Annotated in this window: 13 protein-coding genes; 5 read left to right on the top strand and 8 right to left on the bottom strand. The window is 65.1% G+C overall.

All coding sequences use genetic code 11. The features are described 5' to 3' along the window. Positions 1-21 precede the first annotated feature (21 nt). The 4 genes from GNK13_RS05800 to GNK13_RS05785 form a co-directional block, all read right to left on the bottom strand. On the bottom strand, positions 22-1,485 hold the full coding sequence (locus GNK13_RS05800; protein ID WP_164101533.1) for a DUF1501 domain-containing protein: 1,464 nt from the start codon (positions 1,483-1,485) through the stop codon (positions 22-24). Positions 1,486-1,500: 15 nt separating this feature from the next. Next, positions 1,501-5,688 carry a c-type cytochrome domain-containing protein gene (locus GNK13_RS05795; protein WP_164101531.1) on the bottom strand — a complete coding sequence of 1,396 codons (4,188 nt, stop codon included), beginning with the start codon at positions 5,686-5,688 and terminating at the stop codon, positions 1,501-1,503. Between the two features lie 256 nt (positions 5,689-5,944). Continuing rightward, positions 5,945-8,305 (bottom strand): PPC domain-containing protein, encoded by a 2,361-nt coding sequence (locus GNK13_RS05790; protein ID WP_164101529.1) that lies wholly within the window; start codon positions 8,303-8,305, stop codon positions 5,945-5,947. A 20-nt stretch (positions 8,306-8,325) separates the two neighbouring features. Then, positions 8,326-10,917: a DUF1549 domain-containing protein gene (locus GNK13_RS05785; RefSeq protein WP_235934809.1), complete on the bottom strand. Its 2,592-nt coding sequence runs from the start codon at positions 10,915-10,917 to the stop codon at positions 8,326-8,328. Between the two features lie 626 nt (positions 10,918-11,543). On the opposite strand from GNK13_RS05785, the gene GNK13_RS05780 reads away from it, so the two are divergent. Both GNK13_RS05780 and GNK13_RS05775 read left to right on the top strand, forming a co-directional pair. Continuing rightward, positions 11,544-12,833, top strand: a complete 1,290-nt coding sequence (locus GNK13_RS05780; protein ID WP_164101526.1) for a Gfo/Idh/MocA family protein — start codon at positions 11,544-11,546, stop codon at positions 12,831-12,833. A 388-nt stretch (positions 12,834-13,221) separates the two neighbouring features. Further along, positions 13,222-14,130, top strand: coding sequence for a sugar phosphate isomerase/epimerase family protein (locus tag GNK13_RS05775; protein WP_164101524.1), 909 nt, complete (start codon positions 13,222-13,224; stop codon positions 14,128-14,130). A gap of 96 nt (positions 14,131-14,226) precedes the next feature. Here GNK13_RS05775 and GNK13_RS05770 read toward each other — a convergent pair whose 3' ends face one another. Beyond that, positions 14,227-15,762 (bottom strand): sulfatase, encoded by a 1,536-nt coding sequence (locus tag GNK13_RS05770; protein ID WP_235934807.1) that lies wholly within the window; start codon positions 15,760-15,762, stop codon positions 14,227-14,229. On the opposite strand from GNK13_RS05770, the gene GNK13_RS05765 reads away from it, so the two are divergent. The 3 genes from GNK13_RS05765 (at position 15,757) to GNK13_RS05755 (ending at position 17,668) form a co-directional block, all read left to right on the top strand. After that, entirely contained in the window at positions 15,757-16,374 is a 618-nt protein-coding gene (locus tag GNK13_RS05765) for an acyl-CoA thioesterase (protein WP_235934805.1), read from the top strand. The two genes, GNK13_RS05770 and GNK13_RS05765, sit on opposite strands and share 6 nt — an antisense overlap. A 197-nt stretch (positions 16,375-16,571) precedes the next feature. Then, entirely contained in the window at positions 16,572-16,955 is a 384-nt protein-coding gene (locus tag GNK13_RS05760) for an RNA recognition motif domain-containing protein (protein WP_164101522.1), read from the top strand. A gap of 200 nt (positions 16,956-17,155) precedes the next feature. Next, positions 17,156-17,668, top strand: coding sequence for a DUF4112 domain-containing protein (locus GNK13_RS05755; protein ID WP_164101521.1), 513 nt, complete (start codon positions 17,156-17,158; stop codon positions 17,666-17,668). A 127-nt stretch (positions 17,669-17,795) separates the two neighbouring features. On the opposite strand, the gene GNK13_RS05750 is transcribed toward GNK13_RS05755, so the two are convergent. Genes GNK13_RS05750 through GNK13_RS05740 form a run of 3 tightly spaced genes read right to left on the bottom strand, consistent with a single transcriptional unit; the run spans position 17,796 to position 21,260 of the window. After that, positions 17,796-18,440, bottom strand: a complete 645-nt coding sequence (locus GNK13_RS05750; RefSeq protein WP_164101519.1) for an RNA polymerase sigma factor — start codon at positions 18,438-18,440, stop codon at positions 17,796-17,798. Beyond that, complete coding sequence (locus GNK13_RS05745) at positions 18,437-19,198, bottom strand: hypothetical protein (RefSeq protein ID WP_164101517.1); 762 nt, start codon at positions 19,196-19,198, stop codon at positions 18,437-18,439. Before GNK13_RS05745 ends, GNK13_RS05750 begins: the two co-directional genes overlap by 4 nt. A gap of 10 nt (positions 19,199-19,208) precedes the next feature. Continuing rightward, positions 19,209-21,260, bottom strand: coding sequence for a serine/threonine-protein kinase (locus GNK13_RS05740; protein WP_235934803.1), 2,052 nt, complete (start codon positions 21,258-21,260; stop codon positions 19,209-19,211). Positions 21,261-21,262: the final 2 nt, after the last annotated feature.

The following is a 21,262-nucleotide window of genomic DNA, read 5'->3' as shown; positions in this document are numbered from 1 at the left end:
GAAAGGCAACTCGGGGGCTAGCTAGAAGAGCTCTTCGATGGGTTGACCTTGTTCGGCGACGATGAAGTGGGGACGACCGCGATCGTCCTCGTAGGTGGTATTGAGCGGGATGCCAAAGTGGCGATAGATCGTCGCCGAGAGGTCTCCGGGCGTGACCGGCCGCTGCAGGATATCGCCGCCATCGGGCTCGGTCGCACCGATGACCTGTCCATGCCGCATCCCGCCGCCGGCCAGGCACATCGACATTACGTTCGGCCAGTGGTTGCGGCCGTCGGTGCTGCCCTGAGTGCCGATCTGCGGCGAGCGACCGAATTCGCCCATCGCGATCACCAGCACGTCGTCGAGGAGGCCCCGCTCGCCGAGGTCCGAGACGAGCGTGGTCAGGAGATGGTCGAACAGTGGCAACAGCGGTCCCAGCCCCTTTTTGATTCCACCGTAGGGCGGAATGTTGTCGCCGTGGGTATCCCAGGTGCCCGAGGCGGGATGGTAGCTGAGGTCGATCGTGACGAATGCGGCTCCCCGCTCGACCAAGCGGCGGGCGAGCAGTGCCTGCTGACACCACAGATGTTTGCCGTATCGCTCGCGGACCGCGTCGGATTCTTGGCTCAGATCGAATGCTTGGCGGGCATTGCCGCCAAGCAGCAGTTGGACCGCTTGCTGCTGGTAGGCATCGAGACCTACCATCGAACCGTTCTGGTCGAGTCCGCTCCGCAGGCGGTCGAGCGATTGGAGCAGATCGTAGCGGGTCGTGATCCGCGGCCCGGTCAGTCCAGCCGGCAGGCCCAGCATGTCTCCGCCGCTGAGTTTCCCGGTATCGTTGCCGACCGTGTCGTAGACGGGGAGTTGGCAAGCGTCGTTGGCGATGAACGGGTCGTAGGCTTTGCCGAGGTAGCCTCCCCAGGGGATATGCGATTCGTGCCTCATGAACGCGATGTAGGGAGGCATCCCGGCCTGATTGGCTCCGTGCTCCTTGGCCACCAGCGAGGCGATCGCGGGGTACCGATCGCCGATCGGGTTGACTCGGGGGGCCGCCTCACGGTTGCCGGTCTGCAGAACCTGGTTCGGCTGATGGCTGCTCTTGCGGCAGTCGACCGAGCGGATCAGCGTGAACTGGTCCATCATGGCCGCCTGCTTGGGGAGATGCTCGCAGATCTGAATCCCCGGCACCTTGGTCGCGATCGGCGAGAAGGGTCCGCGATTCTCGGGCGGCCGCTGGGGCTTCATATCCCAAGTATCGATGTGGCTCGGTCCGCCGGTCATCCACAGCAGAATCACGCTTTTGCCCGTCGGCATCGAGCGTCCAGCGCGAGCCGCTTCGGCCCGCTGCATCAGCAGGCTCGGCAGACTAAGCCCCGCGATTCCAGCCATTCCAGCCTTGATCATCCCGCGTCGGCTGCAGAAGGAGAGCCCTTCGCGAGCGGTGCCATAGAAGTTGGCAAACGCATGCTCGTGATGAGCGACGCGGGCGCATTGCGGACGCGGCATTGGGTGACTCCTGGTTTATGGTTGAGGAGCGAACGTAGCGATCGGCTTGCCCGCCTGATCCCAGACGCGGAGGACGCTGTCTTGACCGCCGGCCACGACGATTTTGCCATCGCGAGTGGCGCGGAGGTTGTACATGAAATCGGTCGCACCGGGGAACGTCGGTCCGCCACCACCGCCGGTGTTCCGCGTGAGCACCTGATTGTCTCCGGTAGTGACGACAAAGTTGTCGGAGACGCCGAGGAAGTCGATCGCGGTCAATTCCTTTTTGAACCCAGCGATCGAGCGGATGCCCTCGCCCGTGTTGAAATCCCAAACCTTGATCACGTTGTCGGCCCCGGCAGTCGCCAGCATTCGTCCGTCGGCTCGCCAGCTGACGCCGAGCACATGGTGGGTGTGTCCTTCGAACGATTTGACGAACTTGCCAGTGGCGACCTCAAAGACCTTCATGAAGCGGTCGGCACCGCAGCTGGCCAAGTACTTGCCATCGTCGGAGAACGCGACAGCAAACACCGTATCGCTGTGGGCGTCGGCGATTTGCTGCACCAGTTCGCCGCTGGCCGCATTCCAGATTTGCAGCTCCCCGCTCCGCGAGGGTTCGCCGCCGCCGGTCGCGAGCAGTTCGCCGTTGGGGCTGAAGTCGAGTGCGGTGACGCGATTGACGAACGGGGTGGGCGAATCGACCTGCCCGATCTTCCGCTCGAGCGACCAGACCGGCTGTGCGGACCAGACCGCCAGCGTCCGGTCCTTCGCAGCGGAAAGCACCCGCTCGCCAGCGACGTAGGCAATTGAAACGAAGTCGGCTGCGGGAGCCGCATCGGCCGCGGGAGCGTCTCCGGCACGGTTCAATTGGTGCAGCGGCGTCCCGACTTCGCTGTTGTAGAAGTCGATGCGGCCTCCACCTCCAGCGACCGCCAGCTGCGCACCGCTGGGTGCGAAGGCCACGCCGCGGGCCGGCCGCTGGACTTCGGCAAGTGCCGAGGCAGCTAGCGTGGCCAGCTCATTCGCCGTAGCGACCACCCCGCGAGCTCCACCGGCAGCCTTGTCGGCAGCCGCGAGTCGCGTGCGAGCCTCGGCGTGAGCGGCTTTGGCGGCGGCGAGCGTTTGATTGGCCGCTTCCTGTTGCTTCTGCGATTCGGCCTGAGTGTCGGCAATCGCTTTCTCAGCAGCCGCCTTGGCTTCGCCGGCAGCTGTCACAGCGGCGGCCGCCTCGGCAGCTTCGGCGTCGGCCGCTTGTTGATTGCGGGTCGCATTCTCAACTTCCGCCGCGGCGACCGCTTTGGCCACTTCGTCGGCCGCTTTGGCGAGCGTTTCCTGAGCCGTTTTGAGAGCCGCGGCAGCAGCTTCCTTTTGAGTCGTCGCCGCTTTGTTGCGGGCGTCGGCCTCGGTCGCTGCCTGATCGGCGGCGGTCTTGGCGACGGTTGCAGCTCGGATCGCCGTCTGGGTGCGATCGCTCACTTGGATCGCTTCGGCCGCTGCGGCGGCGAGCGCCGAACGAGCTTCGGCCAGCGCGGCAGCGGCTTGAGTTTGCTCGGCCGCAGCCGCGTTGGCTTGTTCGGTCGCTTCACTCCCGCGCCGCTGGACATCGGTCAAGAGCGACGACAAATGTTCGGCAACCGCCGGCTCGGAAGCCTTCGCGGCGTCAATCTGCTGCTGGAGATCCGCGGCGATCGCGGTGGCCGTTTCGGCCAGGCTGCGTGGACCACCGACGGCCCTCTCTGCCGCTTCGAGTTTTGCCGCGGCTTCGGTGAGCGCGGCTCGGGCCGCGGTGTGCGCGGCCGTGGCTTGTTCGGCGGCAGTTTTCGCAGCGGCCAGTTTCTCGGCAGCCGCTTTTTCGGCGGCGGCTTTTTCTTCCGGCGTGGCATCCTCGCCCACCGGCGGAGCTGCTTCGGCGGCGGCTACCGCGGCCACCGCGGCGGTCTGAGCTCGGAGCGTTGCGAGGACAGATTGATGGGCGGGCCCAATCGCCTCGGTCGCCGCGTGGCGAGCCGCTTCGGCCGTCCGCAACTCAGCCTCGGCGGCAAGCGCCGCGCGATCGGCTTCGATTTTCAGTGCGGCTAGCTCCGCGACGCGGGCGGCGCGGCTGCTCGCGTCCTGCTGCGTTTGGGCGAGCCGGTCGGTCGCCGCTTGCTGCTCTTGCTGGCGGGCAGCCCACTCGGCTTTGAGCCGCGGTACTTCGGCCGCCATCCGCTCGACCGCTTGTCGGGCTGTTTCGAGCGATCGGCGAGCGGTTTCCGCAGCCTCCGCGGCGGCTTGCTGTTCTTCCATCGCCTTCTGAGCCGGCGCGGTCAGATCCGCCACCTTCTTCTCGGCCGCCTTGATCGCTTCGCCGAGCTCGGCGATCCGCATTTCGGCCTGCTGCTTGAGTTCCTCGGGCGTCGGCTCGGGTTTCGCTTCCGCGGCCGGTTGGGCTTCCGCTGCGGGTTTGGCTTCGCCTTCCGCCGCAGGTTCGCTCTCGGGATTGGCCGCTGGCTGGGCTTCAGGGGCCGGCTCAGCTTCGGCTGCCGGTTGGGCTTCGGCTGCCGGTTGGGCTTCGGGGGCGGGGGCCGGTTTGCTGGCGGCCTCGAGTTGCTGCTGGGCTTCGGCGAGTTGTTTTTGCAGCTCGGCGAGTTCCTTTGCCGCGGCTTCTTTGTCGGCGGTGGCCTTGGTCGCGGCCTCGGCCTTTTGCTTGGCCGTGACTTCAGCGCGAGCCAGTTCGACGGCCGATTTATCGGCGTTGGCGGCTTCGGCGGCTTGCCGCTGGACACCGGCGTCCAAGTCGGCTTTGGCGTTCTGGACGTGGCGGCCGGCGAGCTCGATCGCCATCTGGAGATCGGCCTCGACATGCGGTGCTTGGCTATCGGTCGTGAGTTCTACGAGCAGCTTGCCGTCTTCGGCGTTCCAGAGTTTGGTCGTGCCGATCTCGGAGGTCGTGGCGATCCGTTTGCCGTCGGGCCGGACGGCGAGGTCGCAGAGCGGGGTGCCGTGAGCGTACTGGCGAATTTCAGCGCCGCTGTTGGCGTCCCACTGACGGGCGGTCCCGTCGAAGCTGGCCGAGACGAACACGTGGGGCTGGCTCGGCAGCGGAGCGATTGCGGTGACCGGGCCGGTGTGCCCGGGCAGCTCGCGGATCGGCTGGGCAGCCGTGGGATTAGCGGAGGCGGCGAAATCCCAGAGGCGGAGAACACCGTCGCTGCCGCCGGTCACGATCTGCGTTCCTTGGTTCACCACCGCGACCGCGTGGAGCGGGCTCGGCGTGCGGAATTGGCTGAGCAGAGCGCCGTCTTGCAGGTTCCAGTACAGGACCGTGCCGTCGCTCGCACCGGCCACCAGGCGGCTGGCATCGGGGCTGAAGGCGACCGCTGCGAGCGGGGCGGTGGCGGCGGTGAGGGTGTGCAGGGTCTTGCCGCTGGCGACCTCGTCGATCCGCAGCGTACCGTCGGCCAGGGCGACCGCGGCGCGCGAGCCGTCGGCGGTGACCGCCAAAGCATGAATGTCGGCGGCCGCGGCGGGCAGCTCCGCGTGCCGCAGGCTGTCGTTGCGGTTCCACAGCTTGACCGTCCGGAACCCGCCCGAGGCGAGCCGCCGACCGTCGGGGCTGAAGGCCAACGATTGGACGGCGTCGCGATGGGCCACCCCCGGTTTGTCGTACAGCCCGACCTCGATCAGCTCCGGATCGGTCAGTCGCCCGAGCTCTTGCTGGGCCAGGACCGAGTAGAGGGCGATTTGATTGGCTCGTCCCGCGGCGACGAAGCGGCCGTGCGGAGTGACCGCGACTGCATAGATTGGGTTGATGCCTGCGGGGAGCGGCTGCCAGGCGATCTCTTGACTGCTGCCGGCCAGAGTGCCTTTGGCTCCCTGGTTGATCCAGAGTTTCAGCAGTGCGAGCTCTTCCGGGGTGAAGTCCTTGGCTCCGACGTCGTTATCCTCCGGCGGCATGAACGACTCGCGCTGATGAGCCGCCAACTGAAACACGAGGCTCTCATCGGCGTTGCCGGGGACAACGCCCGGTCCTTCGTAACCACCCTTGAGGATTGCTTCGGGCGTTTCCAGCACCAGCTCGCTCTCGGCCTCGGTCGCGTTATGGCAGGCGATGCAATTGCGGCGCAGCAGCGGGAGAATCTCCTTTTCGAAATCGACCGGCCCCTCGTGTTCGATCTCTGCGATCGGCAGCGCCTCGTCGGCCGTGGCACTGGCTAGGGGAAGCCCGACGAGGGCAAGCGACACTCCGAGCCACCATCGGCGGGAGCGACGACTCGCCCCCTCTCCCCGACCCTCTCCCCGACCCTCTCCCCCGCGATTCGCTACGCGGCGGAGGCGAGGGAGCAAGAGTTTTGCGATTGCCGACCGCGACGAGTCCGGCGACGCTTGGGAAACCGACAGAGCGGGAGCGGATGTGCGGGTATTCAAGGCAGGAGACTCGGAACTGGAGGGAGGCAAAACGCCCGTGGAGTGGGGGGTGGTTGCGATCGGCTGGGGGTACTTACTTCGCGGCAGGCTCAGCGGCTGGCTCAGCGGCTGGGGGTGCTGTGACTTGCAACGTCATCGGCAGGGAGTGGACGAACAGGGGCAGGTCCTTGGCGGCTTCTTCGCCTCGCTGGTAGGCCACCGTGCCTTGGCCGGCCAAGTGGAACGAGACCTCACCGAGCGGAGCTGTAGGCTCGATCGTGAGCTCCAAAGTGGCCTCGCTGGTTTCTGGCGTGAGCGTCAGGGGAGCTGCTTTGATTTCTGCTGGCAGCCCCCGAGCCTCGAGCTTCAGCTCGCCTTTGACACCCTCGCGGCGGGTCACTCGAACCGGTACCGATAGTTTAGTTCCTTGCACCGTGGTGGTGGCCTTTCCAGCTGCCTCGGGAGCCTCACTGGTCGGCTGCGATGGCTCGCCGAGCGTGACGCTCAGCGGCATCGGCTCGGCGATCAGGGAGATACCAGCCGCGCCGGTCAACCGCGCGTAGGTCGTCTCGTTGGCGTTGTTCTTGTCCCACGCGACGATCGCGGCGAAGGCTTGGCGACGGACTTCGGCGTCTCCAATCGTCGCGGTGCCGACAATCTGAATCGCGCCGAGCTGAGGTGCTTCGGTTGCAGGCGCAGCGCCCTCCGCGGCGGCGAGGACGAGCGTGGTCCGGTTCTGGCCAGCGGGGATTACAACCGGCGGTCCCACGACCCCCGCCGGCAGCTCACTCGCCGAGACCGTGATCGGACCTTGAAAACCACCGCGGCGGTAGGCTTGAACGACCGCCGCCACGCTACCGCCGGGTCGCAGCGCGGGCGCGTCGGCGATCGCTTTGGCCGGATCGGGGTCGGCCGATTTGAAGGTCGCGAGCAAATCGAAGTCGGGTTTGGGGGGGCCGATCGACAGCCGGTAGACGTTGCGAGGATCGGGGCTGGTGTCGGAATACAGGTCGCGGACTAGGACTCGGTACGTCCCGTCGGCATCGGCGGTGAAGACCAGCGAGGGATCGCGGATCGGCGTGTCGAACGGCGGGTTGGCGAAGGCCGGGTCGACGTCATCGGACTCGGCGATGTCGCGGACCACCGGTTTGCCTTCGGCGTCGGCGCCGACGTGCTGGACGAGCAAAAATGGGTCGGTCGGAAGGCTTCGCCGCTGCGAGAAGAGCTCGATGGCAAACATCTCTCCCTGCTTCGCCTCGAAGGCAAACCAGTCGCGGTCCCGCTCGGCGAAGAATTGGCCGACGACATTGCAGGGCACGGCGACTTGCTGCGGTTGATCCCGCTCGCCATTGGGTTCTTGTTCGGCGATGACCGGCGCAGTAGCGAAGGAGATGAAGACGGGATTCGAAGGACCGGCCGGAGTCTCCAAACGGTATTCGAAGCCTCGCGTCCCGGTTTCAGGCGGCGTAAGGAACGAGCTCGAGAGCGGAAGGCTCGCCGGGCCCGACTCGGTGGAGCCCGACTCGGCGGGGACTGGAATCTGCACCTCGAGCTTCTGCAACTCCACCCCGTCGACCACGACGCCTTCGGCCGCCGTGCCGCCCGGAAGATTGCGACCGTAGAGCGTGAACGCCCCGGTGACTCCCGGCATCGCCGCTGGGGGAAAGACGAAATCGAGGTGAGGCTGCGTGCTGATGCTGAGCCGGTAATAAAACGGATCGCCGCCGCGGTAAGTGAAATCGTAGACCTGCAGTCGATAGACGCCGTCGGCCGGAGCGGTGAAGTCGATCAGTGGGTCGTGGCGCCGTTCGTCGCGACTAAACGCGAGTTGCTCGCCAGCGGCATCGATGAGATTCAGCGTGGCATCGATCCGAGAATCGAGCCGCAGGGCCTCGCAGCGGATCAGGACGCGGGTGCCTGCAGCGGCCGTGAATTGGTAGGCGTCGAAGCTATCGGCGGCGACGCGTCCGCTGACGACCGAGTTGAGCTCGAGCGACATCGGCGTCTCGAGCGCGTTGTTGCTTCCCTGCTCGAGCACTTCGGGAAGGTTTCCCACGGCGAAGGGGCGGGGAGTCGAGAGTCCATAGCGGCCGCGGACCCGAACCTCGTGGATTCCCAGCGGGACGTCGGGACCGATCGTGACGGTGAACTGGCCGGGGACTGGCTGCGGCGGTTGTTCCGGAGCGGGGGGTGGCGTCGTTTTCTGCGTCGCCGTGATGCCGCTGTGGGAGAACTGAAGCTCCTGGACGTTGCCCGCGTCGGGGTCTAGATCCAGCCCTTGCACCGTCACCTCGACCGTCGTCCCTCGCTGGCCTCCCGGGGGATAGACTCCGTGCAGCCGAGGCGAGGGAAGCTGAGCCACGGCCGAGCCGGCGACGAGCAGCGCGAGCACTGCACTGGTCGCGGGAGCCCAAGAAAACCCGGAGGGCACAAAAGACTTGGCGGGTGCTGGCATGATTCGACTCCAGATGCAGCTCAGTGGTTGAATAAGAACTCTTTGGTGTTGATCAACGCCCAGAGCACATCCTCGTAAGCCAGCTTGGCATCGGAGCCTTCCTCTTGGGATTTCCGCGTCACATACTCGGAGACCGTCGCCACCTCATCGGCCGTCGGCGAGCGGGATAAAGCGGTGAGATAGAGTTCCTCGATCTTGGCTGCCATTTCACGGTTGCTGTCGGCGGCCAAGCGAGCCGCTCGCCCTTCCGCAGCGGCGAGCTTGGCGAGCATGTCCGACGAATTGATCAGATGCAGACCTTGAGCCAGGTTTGCTTCGCTCGTCCGCTCGCATTCGCAGGCGCTATTTCCTTCGGGCCGACCGAACACGCTCAGGAAGTAGGAATTGAAGCCCGAGTCGGGGAGTTGGACGGCGCGGGTTCCGGCCGGGACCCCGGGGAAACGCGTGCTCGATCCGGTGACCAAATCGACCGCGTCGAGCAGCACTTCGGCAGGGAGTCGCTTGGGATAGTAGCGCGAGAAATTCTGCTGGTCGTCGGCGTTATAAGCATTCGGCACGGAGCTGAGCTGATAGGTTTGCGACTGGCAGATCGTGCGGACCAGATCTTTCATATCAAACCCGCTGGCGATGAAATGCTCGGCCAGCGCCTCGAGCAATTCCGGATTGGTCGCCGGGTTGGTTTGCCGCATATCGTCTTCGGGTTCGACCAGGCCGCGGCCGAAGAAGTGTTTCCAGTAGCGGTTGACGAAGGTGTGGGCGAAGTAGGGATTGTCGTCCTGGGACATCCAGTCGACCAAGTGCTGGCGGGGATCCTCTTCGGGAGCGATCTCCATCGGCTGGTCCCCGAGGCCGGCGGGTTTGACCGGCTGGTTGTCGCGCGGATTGACAGCGGTCGCCACGCCGCGGCGGTGAAAGATGCGTTCCTCGGCTGGCAGGGCGCCCGGCTTGCGACCGACCTGGGAGAAGAAGGAGGTTAGGCTGTAGTAGTCGCGCTGGCTCCACTTTTCGAACGGATGATGGTGGCACTGAGCACACTGCATCCGCATTCCTAAGAACAGCTGCGCGGCGTCTTCGGCTTGCGCTTTCGCATCGCGGACCGAGCGATACCAGATGACGCCGGGGTTTTCCGAGGCGTCCCCGGTAGCAGCCACTACGCCGCGAACGAACTCGTCGTAGGGGGCGTTCTCGTGCAGCGATTGTCGGATCCAGGCATGGAACGCGTACGTCCCGTGGCGACCGTCGTCGCCGGGGGCGGCGACGCGTTTGTTCCGCAGGATCGCCGTCCACTTTTTGGCAAAGTTGTCAGCGTAGTCGGTGCTGTCGAGCAGCGAATCGATCCAGCGGTCGCGTTTGTCGGCGGCGGGATCCGCGAGGAAGGCGGCGGCTTCTTCGGCCGTCGGTAGCCGCCCCGCAATGTCGACCGTCACCCGCCGCAGGAAGGTTGCGTCGTCACACAACTCCGACGGCGGCAACCCGAGCAACTGCAGTTTTTTGAACACCAGCTGGTCGACGAAATTCCGCGGGCTCGGCAGCGTCTCGATCGGAGCGCCGAGAGGAATCGTCGCGCGGAACACGTCGACGTGCGATTGGTAGCGGACCATCACCGCCACGTCGCCCGTCTGGTCGGCGGTGGTCACCAGCCCGCGGTTGGTCACTTCGGCCATCTCCACCACGTTCGCTTCGTACTGAGCGGTCGCCGTCACATCTTCGATGCTTCCGTCGGTGTAGCGGGCGAGGACGACCAATTGCTGCTCGCTTCCCGGGCCCATCATTCGGGCTTTGGGAAAGACTTCGATCGAGGCCACGCGAGAAGCTTCGGGATCCCCATAGGACGCTCCTTCGGCGATCCAGCGGCGAATCAGCCGGTAGTTATGCGAATCGACCTCCATCCGCGCGCCGCCCCCGTGCGGAACGACGCCCGCCGCTTTCTGCAGCAGCAGACTCAGATCGGGCGCCGAAAGATTCAGCCGGCGGCCGCGTGCTTCCCGGGTCAGGTACTCGAAATCTTCGTGCGGCTCGAACCCGAGCAGCGACAGGCGAAACCCATTTTGGCCTCCCGATTTCCCGTGGCAGCCACCGCTGTTGCACTGCAGCTTGGTGAAGATCGGCACGACTTGATTGGGGAAGTTGACCGGAGGATTGTGCTCGAAGCTCTCCACTCGCAACTCAATCGCCGCGGCTAAGGGCTCGGCTGGGTTCGCTGGCTCGGCTGGGTTCGCTGGCTCGGCTGGTTTCGCTTTATCTGTCACGGTCGCCCGGATCGTCGCCGTGCCGTTGCCGAGCGGCGTCACCACCCCGCTCGCATCGACCGCCACGACACCGGCCGGTTCCGCCGAGTAGTGCACCGCCGAGGTCAAGTCGCGATGCTGGCCGCTGGAGTACTCGCCGGTGACGACCAACTGCTGCCGCGGTTCATTGCCGACGAGCACCAGCGGCTCCTCGGCACCGCGGCCGGTCTGGATCACCAGCGCGAGGAGCTGGCCGGGGTCGCCGAGCCCTTGCGGCGCCGCGGGCTGCGCTGCGTCGGTGGGCTGCGTCGCATCGGTGGGCTGAACTGGCGGCACCGCGGGCGTAGGAGGCAGCGGCTCGGCGGCGACAGCGATGCAGCTCACGAGAGCGAAAGCGGTGAGACAGGAAGCGAGGCGACGCGAGCATCGGGCCGCAGAGGAATATGGGGCCGCAGAGGGTTGGCCGACGACGGTGACGATGCCCGCAGGCTTTCCATTGCCAGTCATAGTGTCCGCCTCGGTGGGGGTAGGCGATTGGTGGGACCGGAGCGCTGCGGACACACCTGCAGACACTCTGGGGGGGCGACTGTGTTGCTGATTGTATATCCGATCCAGCCCGTCTGTCACGCAAATTACTTCCCACGCGAACAATGGCTCCATTCGGCCAACGGACGCATCGGGCCAACTCGCTGATGGGGGGAACCACGAAGGACACGAAGAGCACGAAGAAAAGGTGGGGAGTTGAACTGCGGATCACGCGGACGACACGGATGATTGGTGTTCAGATTCCTCTTTTGTCCGCGTTCTCCAGGCTATCCGCGGACCCTCTCCTTTCGTGTTTTTTCGTGTCCTTCCGTGGCCACCATTCGTGTTACTCGTGTCATTCGTGGTTGTTTCCCCGGCCAGGTCCGCACATAGATTCCGTCAGAGCCAGGAGACTAGAATGCGGAGGCTTGCCGTGAAGCGACTCGCTCCATCGTCCGCCCCACCTCCTTCCCCCCGAGCCGACCATGAGAACTCAAGTCACCCGCCGCACCGCACTCAAAGCCTCCTTGGGCGTCGCCGCCGCGGGCGTCTGGATTGCGCCGGAGATTCGAGCGGCCGAGTCACGATCGGCCAACGAGCGGCTGAACATCGCCTGCATCGGCATCGGCGGTCAGGGGGCGGCGAACTTGGCGGGGGTGAAAGGCCAGAACATCGTGGCCCTCTGCGATGTCGACGACCAGCGAGCCGGTGACGCCTACACCGAGCATCCCAAAGCGGCCAAGTTTTATGACTTCCGCGTGATGTTCGACAAAATGGAAAAGGAGATCGACGCGGTCGTCGTCAGCACTCCGGACCACACGCACTTCAACGCGTCGATGGAGGCGCTGCAGCGGGGCAAGCATCTGTACTGCGAAAAGCCGATGGCCCATTCGGTTTGGGAGACGCGGCAGATGACGCAGCTGGCAGCCGAGAAAGGGGTCGCCACGCAGCTCGGCGTCCAGCGGCACACGATGGAGAACATGCACCGCACGGTCGAGCTGATTCGAGCCGGCGCGATCGGCAAGGTTAGCGAGGTGCATTCCTGGATGACGGGCGACCGCGGGATGCCGGAGATTCCCACCCAGTTCCCGCCCGTCCCTTCGCATGTGAAGTGGGACCTGTGGCTGGGCCCAGCAGAGGAACGTCCCTATCACCCCGACTACTGCCCCTACGGCTGGCGTTTCTGGTGGGACCTGGGAACCGGTGAGACGGGTAACTTTGGCTGCCACATTTTGGACATTCCCTTCTGGGCACTCGAGCTGACCTATCCCACGCGGGTCGAGGGTTCGGGGCCGCCGGTGCATCCCGAAACGACTCCCAAACAGATGACCACCAAAATGCGGTTCGCCGACCAAGGGGTCGACCTGCACTGGTACCACGCGAAGAACGGTCCGCCGATTCTGAAAGCCAAAGGGCTCGACGGCAAAGGCATGAACACGCTGTTCATCGGCAGCGAGGGCATGTTGCTGACCGGCTTCAATCGGATGCGGTTGCTGCCCGAAGAGAAGTTTCGCGACTACCAGCGACCCGAAAAATCGATCCCCGATTCTCCCGGCTTCCACCAAGAGTGGATCAACGCCTGCAAGGGAGGCGAAGCGGCAACCTGCGACTTCCAGTACTCCGGTCCGCTCAGCGAAGCGGTGCTGCTCGGCAACGTGGCGTACCGCGCCGGCGGCGGTTTTGACTGGGACGCGAAAAACCTCAAAGCCAGCGGCAACCCGGCCGCCGACCAGTATTTGAAAAGCTACTTCCGCAAAGGTTGGGAGATCAGCTGAGGCTGCTCTCACGGATCAGCCGCCGGGGGTCGAGCCGCGGGTGGATCTGTCGGAAAACCGTGAACGACACCCTCCCCCCGGGAGGGTCGCGAGGAACGAGCGGGGAGGGTGATGTGCGGCGTAGAGCGTTCAACACGGCTGGATTCAGCTGGCCCTCCCCGGGCCTAAGAGCCCGACCCTCCCGAGGGGAGGGTCATTGTGAACCGCGGTTTTGAGCCCGAGGCTAGCGCCTGCGGCTCAGAAGCCCGAGGCTAGCGCCTGCGGCTCAGAGGCCCGAGGCTAGCGCCTGCGGCTCAGAGGCCCGAGGCTAGCGCCTGCGGCTCAGAAGCCCGAGGCTAGCGCCTGCGGCTCAGAAGATACGCTTCCCTCCAACCAGGTTTTCACCATCATGTTGCCCGTCGATCGCCGTCAATTTTTGCAAACCGTCTCCTCGATTGCCGCCGGGGCCGCGACCGGCACTCTCCTCTCGCCATTGGCGCAGGGGCAGGACGCTTCGCGGAGCCAGGCCGCGGTGGAGACGCCCTTTCTGTTTGGGCTAGTAACGTACCAGTGGGGCAAGGACTGGGACCTGCCGACGCTGATCGAGAATTGCGAAGCGGCCGGAGCGCGAGGCGTGGAGCTGCGGACGACGCATGCCCACGCCGTCGAGCCTTCGCTGAGCAGTGCCGAGCGCGAAGCCGTGCGGCAGCGGTTCGCCAACAGCAACGTCGAGCTCGTCGGGATCGGCAGCAACGAGCGGTTCGACAATCCCGATCCGGCGGTCGTGCGTCAGGCGATTGAGGCCTCGAAAGAATTCATCCGCCTCAGCCATGACGTGGGCGGGACGGGCGTCAAGGTGAAGCCGGATCGCTTCCACCCTTCGGTCCCGCGAGAGAAAACGATCGAGCAGATCGGTCGAGCCTTGGCGGAGCTAGGAGAGTACGGGGCGGGCTATGGCCAGGAGATCCGCTTGGAGGTCCACGGTCAATGCGCCGAGCTGCCGACAATCAAAGCGATCATCGACGTGGCGGACCATGACAACGTCCGCGTCTGTTGGAACTCCAATGCCCAAGACTTGCAAGGCCAGGGACTCGAATCCAACTTCAACCTCGTCCGTCCCCACTTCGGTTCGACGCTGCACGTCCGCGAACTCGACACCAAGGACTACCCGATGGACAAGCTGTTCGAGTTGCTGGTGAAGTCCAACTATGGCGGCTGGATGCTCTTGGAAGCCTCGAGCCAGCCGGAGGACCGCGTCGCGGCGCTGACCGAGCAGACGCGGTTGTTTCATCAGATGTTGGCCGCAGCCCAGGCGTAGAGGAAAGCGAAATCAGCCGCCACGCGCTAGCGTCCGGTTATTACGGCATCCTAGGGAACCGGGGGCTAGCGCCCGGCGGCTGATGCGATATCCGATTTACAGGTCGTTGTCGCGGATGGCTTTGAGCTTTTCCGCCATCTTTGTGCGGAACTGTTCGACCACCGGTTTGAACTCGGCCTGCTCGGCGAGATTGGTGTACTGCTGGGGGTCTTCGTGCATGTCATATAACTCGATCCCCCGCGACGCGTCTTCGCCGTACTGCATATAAGCCCAGCGATCCTCTCGCAGCAGGAATCCTTTGCGGCTGGGCGCGACGCTGAAGGCGGCGGTCCGAACCGAGTGGTTGGGATCGTCCAGCATCGGCGAGATGTCTTCGCCTTGCAGCCGCTCGGGAACCGACAAGCCGCAGAGGCTGGCGACGGTCGGGTAGAGGTCGAGCAGCTCGGTCAGCGAATGGCAGACGGCCGGTTGCTTCCCGGGGACGCGGATGATCAACGGCACCAGGGCCGACTCTTCGTGCAGGCTGACTTTCGCCCAGAAGTCATGCTCGCCCAGATGGTAGCCGTGGTCGCTGGTGAAGATCACGATCGTGTTGTCCTCCATCCCCGAGCGACGCAGCGCTGCAAGCACTTTGCCAACTTGCGCGTCCATGTAAGCGACCGAAGCATAGTAGCCTCCCACCGCTTTCTTTTGGCGGCGGATGTCCATCTTCATATTGTCGCTGGTTTTGTAGTTGATGCCCGCTTTGGGGATATCCTCCCAGTCGCCCTCGACTTTCGGTGGCAGCGGCAGTTGGTCGTACGGCAGGAAGGGCTCGAAGTATTTTTTGGGGGCCACGAAGGGCACGTGCGGGCGGACGAAACCGACCGCCAGGAACAAGGGCTGGGCCTCGCCGCCGCTGGCTTGGTCGCGAGCGTGCCGCTCGATCAGCTCCACAGCCTTGGCCGCGGTCTTGCCGTCGGAATGGACCAGGTCGTCTCCTTCGGCCTCGACGACGACAAAGGTATTTCCGCCGACGACCGGCTTTTTACCGTCGGGATTTCCTTCCAGCGTTTCGCCGTCGCCTGCCGCTTTCCATTCCGGGCCGGGGCTGTTGTATTTCTCACTCCACGACCGCGGATCATCCGCACCGTCTCCGCCGTTGTGATCGCGACCATCACCGCCGTACTCGATTCCTCCAGGAACCCCCATGTGATAGATCTTGCTGATCCGCGTCGTGTGGTAGCCGGCATTCTTGAAGTGCTCGGCCCACGTCGCCCGGTCGCCGATCGCAGGCCGCGGACTGGTGTAACCGAGCACGCCGGTGGCATGCGGGTAGTAGCCCGACATGAAGGAGGCTCGCGACGGTCCGCAGTAAGTGCCTTGGCAGTAGGCGCGGGTAAAGCGAGTCCCGCGGGAGGCGAGGGCATCGATATGGGGCGTCTGGGAGAGCGTGTTTCCGTAACACGACAGGGCGGTCGGCGTCAGGTCATCGGAGATGATGAACAGCACGTTGGGGCGAGCGGCAGTGCCCGCAGCAGTGCCCGCAGCATTACCCGCCGCGTTCCTCTGGGGAGCTGCCCCGTCGCCCGATCGAGCCGCGGCGAATGGCACAAGGAGGAGGATCAAGCCGGCGAAGAGCATTCGATGCATGACGGATACCGGTTCGGGGCGTGGATCGTTTCGGGGCGAACACTGTATTGGGGCGAAGCAAACTTCCCCACACCTTTTCGAGCTTCCTTTCGTCTGCTCGATTGGCCGCTGACGAACTTTGGCAATTGGGACAACGGCGGCCGCGACTCGCTCGGGGTGGGATGCATGACAGCTTACTTTGATGTGCAGCATACGGTCGAGCCTGAGGAGATCGACGCCCAGGGGCACGTCCACAATCTGCGCTACATCGCGTGGACCTTGCGGGCCGCCGGGTTGCATTCGGCCGCGCTTGGCTGGAACGCCCAGGAGATGCTCGACCGGTTCGGCAGCGGCTGGGTCGTCCGCTCGCACGACGTCGTCTACCGCTTGGCGGCGCTCGAGGGAGACGAGCTGGTCATCCGCACCTGGATCACCGACGTGGCGAAGCACGCGGCGGTGCGGCGGTCGGTCATCTGCCGGATGAGCGACCGGAAGGTGCTGGCCCGCGTCCGCTCGCGGTGGGTGATGGTCGATTTAAGGGTCCGCAAGGCGATCCAGATTCCCGCCGAGGTGGCCAGCCGGATCGAGGTGCTGGCGGCGGTTCCGCCGATGCCGTGGGAGGCGGGCGCGTAAGCGGAGGAGGGAAGCCGAGGGTGCCGGAGAGGGAATTTGAAAATTCGTGCCCAAGAAATAGCCCAGCGCCCCTTGACGGCTGAAACTGTGGCTATAATTCCCCGCGAAAGAATGCAGGGCGCAAGCGTCCTTCGGACGGCTGTGGAATCCGCGTGGGACTCCAAGACGATCCGTCGCTCGCTTGCATGGAGTTTGTCATGAAGTTGTATATCGGAAACATCGCCTACACGACCACCGAGCAGACCTTACGAGACGCGTTCAGCCAGTACGGCACGGTCGAAGATGTGGCGGTGATCATGGACCGGGAGACGGGTCGGCCGCGCGGCTTCGCTTTCGTCACCATGAAGAACGATGCCGAAGGCAAAGACGCAATCGAGCAATTGAATGGCACGCAGCTCGACGGCCGCACGATCGCGGTCAATGAAGCGCGACCGAAAACCGGTGGCGGTGGCGGCGGGGGTGGCTACCGAGGCGGCGGCGGAAACCGGGGTGGCGGCGGCTATGGCGGTGGTGCCGGCGGCGGCTACGGCGGTGGCGGTGGCGGCGGTTACGGTGGCGGCGGCAACCGCGGCGACTGGTAGCAGCCGCGGCACACGACCTGCACTTGTGGGTTGAGCGCTGGGCCGAGACTGCCATCGCCGCAATTCGCGCGGTGGCCGCCGCGGCCGCGAGACGGCTTCGGAGGCGAGCGGCTCCTTCGGGCACCGGCCAGCGTTGTTGGCCACGTGCCGAGGCCCGCCTGCCGCCGGAGGTCTCTTCTCAACTCCTACGCAGGTCCATCATGAGAGGCCGAACTCCTCACCCGGTCACTTCCCAGTCCGCCACCCTCTGGAACTCGGTTCCAAGCCGAGCCGCGAATCCCCCCCGAGCGGCGAATCCTGGCTGGACCGCCGACGCCTCCCGCGGCTCGTATCGCGGTCGTGCGGCCGGAACAATCGACTCCGAGGAGAATCTCCGTCACTTGGAGCGAGTCGAGCGGTTGGCGAGCCTGATGGACGAAGCCTACCGCGTTCCCGGAACGAATTATCGGATTGGGCTCGATGGGATCGTCGGCTTGCTTCCGGTCGTCGGCGATGCCGTTTCGCTCGGCACCAACGCCTACGTCATCTACGTCGCCGAACGGCTGGGCGTCTCGCGAGTGACGCTGGCCAGGATGCTGCTGAACGCGGGAGTCGACTTCGCGATCGGAAGCATTCCGATGGTCGGCGACTTGTTCGACGTCGCCTTTAAAAGCCACCTGCGGAACCTCACCCTGCTGCGGCGATCTCTCGGCCGCCACGGAACGGCGGGCTAAACAGCGTGCTTAATCAGCCGCCACGCGCTAGCCCGGATTATTCATCAGCCGCCGGGCGCTAGTCCCCGGTTATTGAAAATGCCGTGAGAACCGGACGCTAGCGCGTGGCGGCTGATGAATAGGCCGCTCACTCGAGCTCGGGGAAGACTTCTTCGTCGAGCTGCATGCGGCGGATGATCGATCGCAAGCGAATCTGGAAATCACTCTTATAGTTGGCGACTTGCTGGTCGCTGAGGTCCAGTTCCGCGGCGACATCTTTGTTGTTCTCGCCGCGGACAAAGAGGAGTTCGAGGCACTGCAGCTTGACCCAGTCTCCCTTCTCCTTCCATCGCTGGATCTGCTCGGCAACCCCATCGCGGACCGCATGCTCCTCGAGGTTTCGCCGCTCACCGCTGCGGGCGATCGAGCTGGCAGCGCGGCCCGGTCCGGCCAGCTCCCAGGGGCTGTCGCTGGACCGCGAAGCGTGAAAGCTGATCGCCGGCCGCCGCCCTTCGCGCCGCAGGTAATCGGTCAGCTTGTAGGCGCAGATCGAGAACAAATAGCTCTCCAGCGGGCGGCCGCCGTCGTAGTTCGGCAGGCTGGTCAGAAACCCGATGAACGCCTCTTGCACGATGTCTTCGGCGGCGGCGCGGTTGTGAATGCGGCTCTCGGCAAACGCCAGCAGGCGCCCCTCGTAGCGGCAAATCAATTCTTCCCATGCCGCGGAATCGCCCTGGCGGATCCGCTCGATCCAGGCTTGGCTGATCTCGGTCATCTCGCTCATTTCAGTCATTCCGCGCTCGTCCTGCGGCGGGCGGTTCGGCGAACGAGTCCGGTGGCTGAGAGCAGAACGACCAAGCCTCCACCGCCGGCGACTCCGAGCCACTTCAGCCGCGAGCCGACTTCGGCCTGCTGCCACTGTTTCGCCAGCCGCTGGCGATACGCTTCGTCGAAGCGAAGTCGCGCCGCCTCTTCGTACACCGTCTGGTCGCCGAGCGTCGCCGTTCCCGCATAACGATCCGCCGCGGGCAACGTCTCCAGCTCCGGCACGAGCGGCACCGAAGGCGGAAGCTGCTGGGCCCGATCCGTTCCCAGGAACCGCTCCGCATAGGCCGCCGCGGCTCCCTGAATCTGCACTTCGAGACTCTCCCGAGCCTCTTCGGCTGTCGGTCGCAGCAACGATTTCACCGGCCACACGTCGACCGCCCCCGCTTCACTCCCTTCGCCCAGATCGCCCGCGCGGAACGAGCCGAGCGAAGGTGGCGCGTCGACCCACTCGGGTCGGTCCTCTGGATAGGTGACTTGATTGAGCGGAGCGACCGAAAGCGGCCGCGGCTCGGTCGCCTTCGGCTCCGCCGTCTTCGCCGCGGAGGGTTCGAGCGGTTCGGCCGCCCCATCAGAGGCCGCTGCACTAGAGGCCGCTGCACTGCCAAGGAAGACGAGCAACGCCAGGGCCGCGAGGGCTACCCGCGCCGGTGCCCGCGTGGTCGAGCGAGTCGTCGGCTGCGGATGCGACTCGCAGCGGCGGGCTGAGTGAAAGGATGCGTGCATGGAAGTTCTCTCAGACCGTGGGGGCGTGGGTCGGATCGGAGTCGCGGAGCCGCTGGCGAGGATTCTCCCACGGGGTGGCGATTTGGATCACTGCGGCGAGAATCCCGGCGGTGATCATGCCCCAGGGCTGGGGAACGGGGAGCAATTGATGCAGCCCCCAGCTGGCGACCACTGCCACGGCGACCGCCCAGACGCTGAACCGCGAACGGCGGAGCGGATCGGCCGACCGCCACCAGCGGAGTCCGGCGAGCAGGAGTGCGAAGTGCGCCATCAGGGCTGCGATTCGCGGAACGCCGCTCGCGCTATACATGCTCGAGGGAAGCTCGGTCACATCGATATCCCGCGCGAGTCGTTGATCGAGTGGGATCATCAGGAAATCGGCGAGCACAAAGGCCGCCGCCCCAACCGCGGCACCGATCCCGAGCAGCACCACCCGTCGCGACAGCCCACCGCCCGGCGTGCGTTCCCAGAGCTTGCCGAGCACCAGCACACCGACGGCGGCGAGCAAGGCGATCGCGGCCGACCAAACGAAGGGAGCCACCGCGGTACTGGTTGCGGGGACTCCTCGGTAATGCCCTACCAGAAAAGCGAGTCCCGCCAGCGCCGCCGCGGCGAATCCGGCGGTCGTGAGCGATTCGCCGAGTTCGGCAACGCGGACCAGCGGACGCTTGGTCGCCAGCTCGCCGCGTCGCCGCTGTCGCCACTGCTTGGCCGAGAGCGGTCGGGGACGTTGCTGGCGAGCGACCGCCACATGGTGCGCTTCGGCAAAACTCGGCTGCCGCGAGACGCTCAACGTCATCGCTCGGATGATGTAGTACGGCACGTACAGCACCGCCAGAAAGGCCATCAACGGCAACAGCCATTCGATGTTCAAAATGAACAGGCAGAGCCCCAAGATGAGCAGGATGATGCGGGTTCCGGGGAAGGCTTCGAGGCCGCCCCACCACTGGCGGCAGCGAGCGAGCCCTGAGCGGAACGAGCGTGCCAACGGCTCTTCAGGCGTGAGGACCGCGGCAGCCGTTGGATGGTAGCGAACTTCCCCGAACTGCACTCCCGCCGGGGCGTCCGCGTCGCTCTCATTCCCGGAGAAGAAATGGATTCCGGGGGACGCTTGCGAGCCTCCTCCAGCTCGTCCATGGTCGGCAACCGCAACGCCCTGGAAGACGGGTTCTGCCGCACCACAAGCTGAAAACCCGGGGGCTGAAAACTGGGGGGCTGAAAACCCAGGGGCGAGCCGCGCCATCCCGTGCTCGTCGATTTCGATTCCCAGCGGGCGGATCATTTGCTGGACGGTTTGCTGCCGGGCGGTCGGATTTTTCTGCAGGGCTTGCCAGATGACGCTCCGGTACGGTTCGGCGACGCCGCTCAGGTCGGGGTTCGCCGTCAGGTGTTTCATGATGATTTCGTGGCTGCTCTCCCCGTCGAACGGCACGGTCCCGGTCAGCATCTCGTAGAGGATGATGCCGAGCGCATAGATATCGATCTCGCGCCCATAATTTCCGCGACCGACCTCCGGGGCCATGTAGTGAAAGGTCCCGACGCTTTCGGTGTGCCCGTCGCGGCGCGAACAGGAGATGAATTTGCTCAGCCCGTAGTCACCGATTTTGACGATCCCATCGTCATCAAACAGGTTCCCCGGCTTGAGGTCGCGGTGGACGATCCCCGAGTCGTGGAGGTGGGCCACGCCAGCGGCCAACCCGGCAAACCAGCGACGGGTTTCCGCTTCCCCAATCCCACCGGGAGCACCATCGACGACCGAGCGGAGACTCTCGCCAGCGACGTACTCCATCACCACCCAGGCTTGACCGGCCTCGTCGTAGCGGACGTCGAACAGCGAGATCAGATTGGGGTGCTTGAGATTCAGGCAGTGGGAAACGCCGCGGAGCTCGACGTTCAGGTTCCGCTGAACGCGTTTGAGCGCCACTTCTTTCCCGGCATCGCTGACCGCGAAATAGACTTCCCCGAACCCGCCGACGCCGATGCCTCGCTTGATCGTGAACCCGGCGAGCGGCTTGGCACCACTGGCGTAGGTGAACTTCATGCCGTGGGGCTCGAGCTTCATGC

The organism is Candidatus Laterigemmans baculatus, from assembly GCF_010367455.1.
GTDB classification, from domain to species: Bacteria; Planctomycetota; Planctomycetia; order Pirellulales; family Pirellulaceae; genus Laterigemmans; species Laterigemmans baculatus.
The sequence above is the reverse complement of the archived record's forward strand: the minus strand, read 5'-3'. Positions and strand labels throughout refer to the sequence as shown.

Bases quoted from the DNA above. Each gene is read 5' to 3' on its own strand.
- GNK13_RS05800 (WP_164101533.1), bottom strand. From the start codon at position 1,485: ATGCCGCGTCCGCAATGCGCCCGCGTCGCTCATCACGAGCATGCGTTT.
- GNK13_RS05790 (WP_164101529.1), bottom strand. From the start codon at position 8,305: ATGCCAGCACCCGCCAAGTCTTTTGTGCCCTCCGGGTTTTCTTGGGCT.
- GNK13_RS05780 (WP_164101526.1), top strand. From the start codon at position 11,544: ATGAGAACTCAAGTCACCCGCCGCACCGCACTCAAAGCCTCCTTGGGC.
- GNK13_RS05775 (WP_164101524.1), top strand. From the start codon at position 13,222: ATGTTGCCCGTCGATCGCCGTCAATTTTTGCAAACCGTCTCCTCGATT.
- GNK13_RS05765 (WP_235934805.1), top strand. From the start codon at position 15,757: ATGCATGACGGATACCGGTTCGGGGCGTGGATCGTTTCGGGGCGAACA.
- GNK13_RS05770 (WP_235934807.1), bottom strand. From the start codon at position 15,762: ATGCATCGAATGCTCTTCGCCGGCTTGATCCTCCTCCTTGTGCCATTC.
- GNK13_RS05760 (WP_164101522.1), top strand. From the start codon at position 16,572: ATGAAGTTGTATATCGGAAACATCGCCTACACGACCACCGAGCAGACC.
- GNK13_RS05755 (WP_164101521.1), top strand. From the start codon at position 17,156: ATGAGAGGCCGAACTCCTCACCCGGTCACTTCCCAGTCCGCCACCCTC.
- GNK13_RS05750 (WP_164101519.1), bottom strand. From the start codon at position 18,440: ATGACTGAAATGAGCGAGATGACCGAGATCAGCCAAGCCTGGATCGAG.
- GNK13_RS05745 (WP_164101517.1), bottom strand. From the start codon at position 19,198: ATGCACGCATCCTTTCACTCAGCCCGCCGCTGCGAGTCGCATCCGCAG.
- GNK13_RS05740 (WP_235934803.1), bottom strand. From the start codon at position 21,260: ATGAAGCTCGAGCCCCACGGCATGAAGTTCACCTACGCCAGTGGTGCC.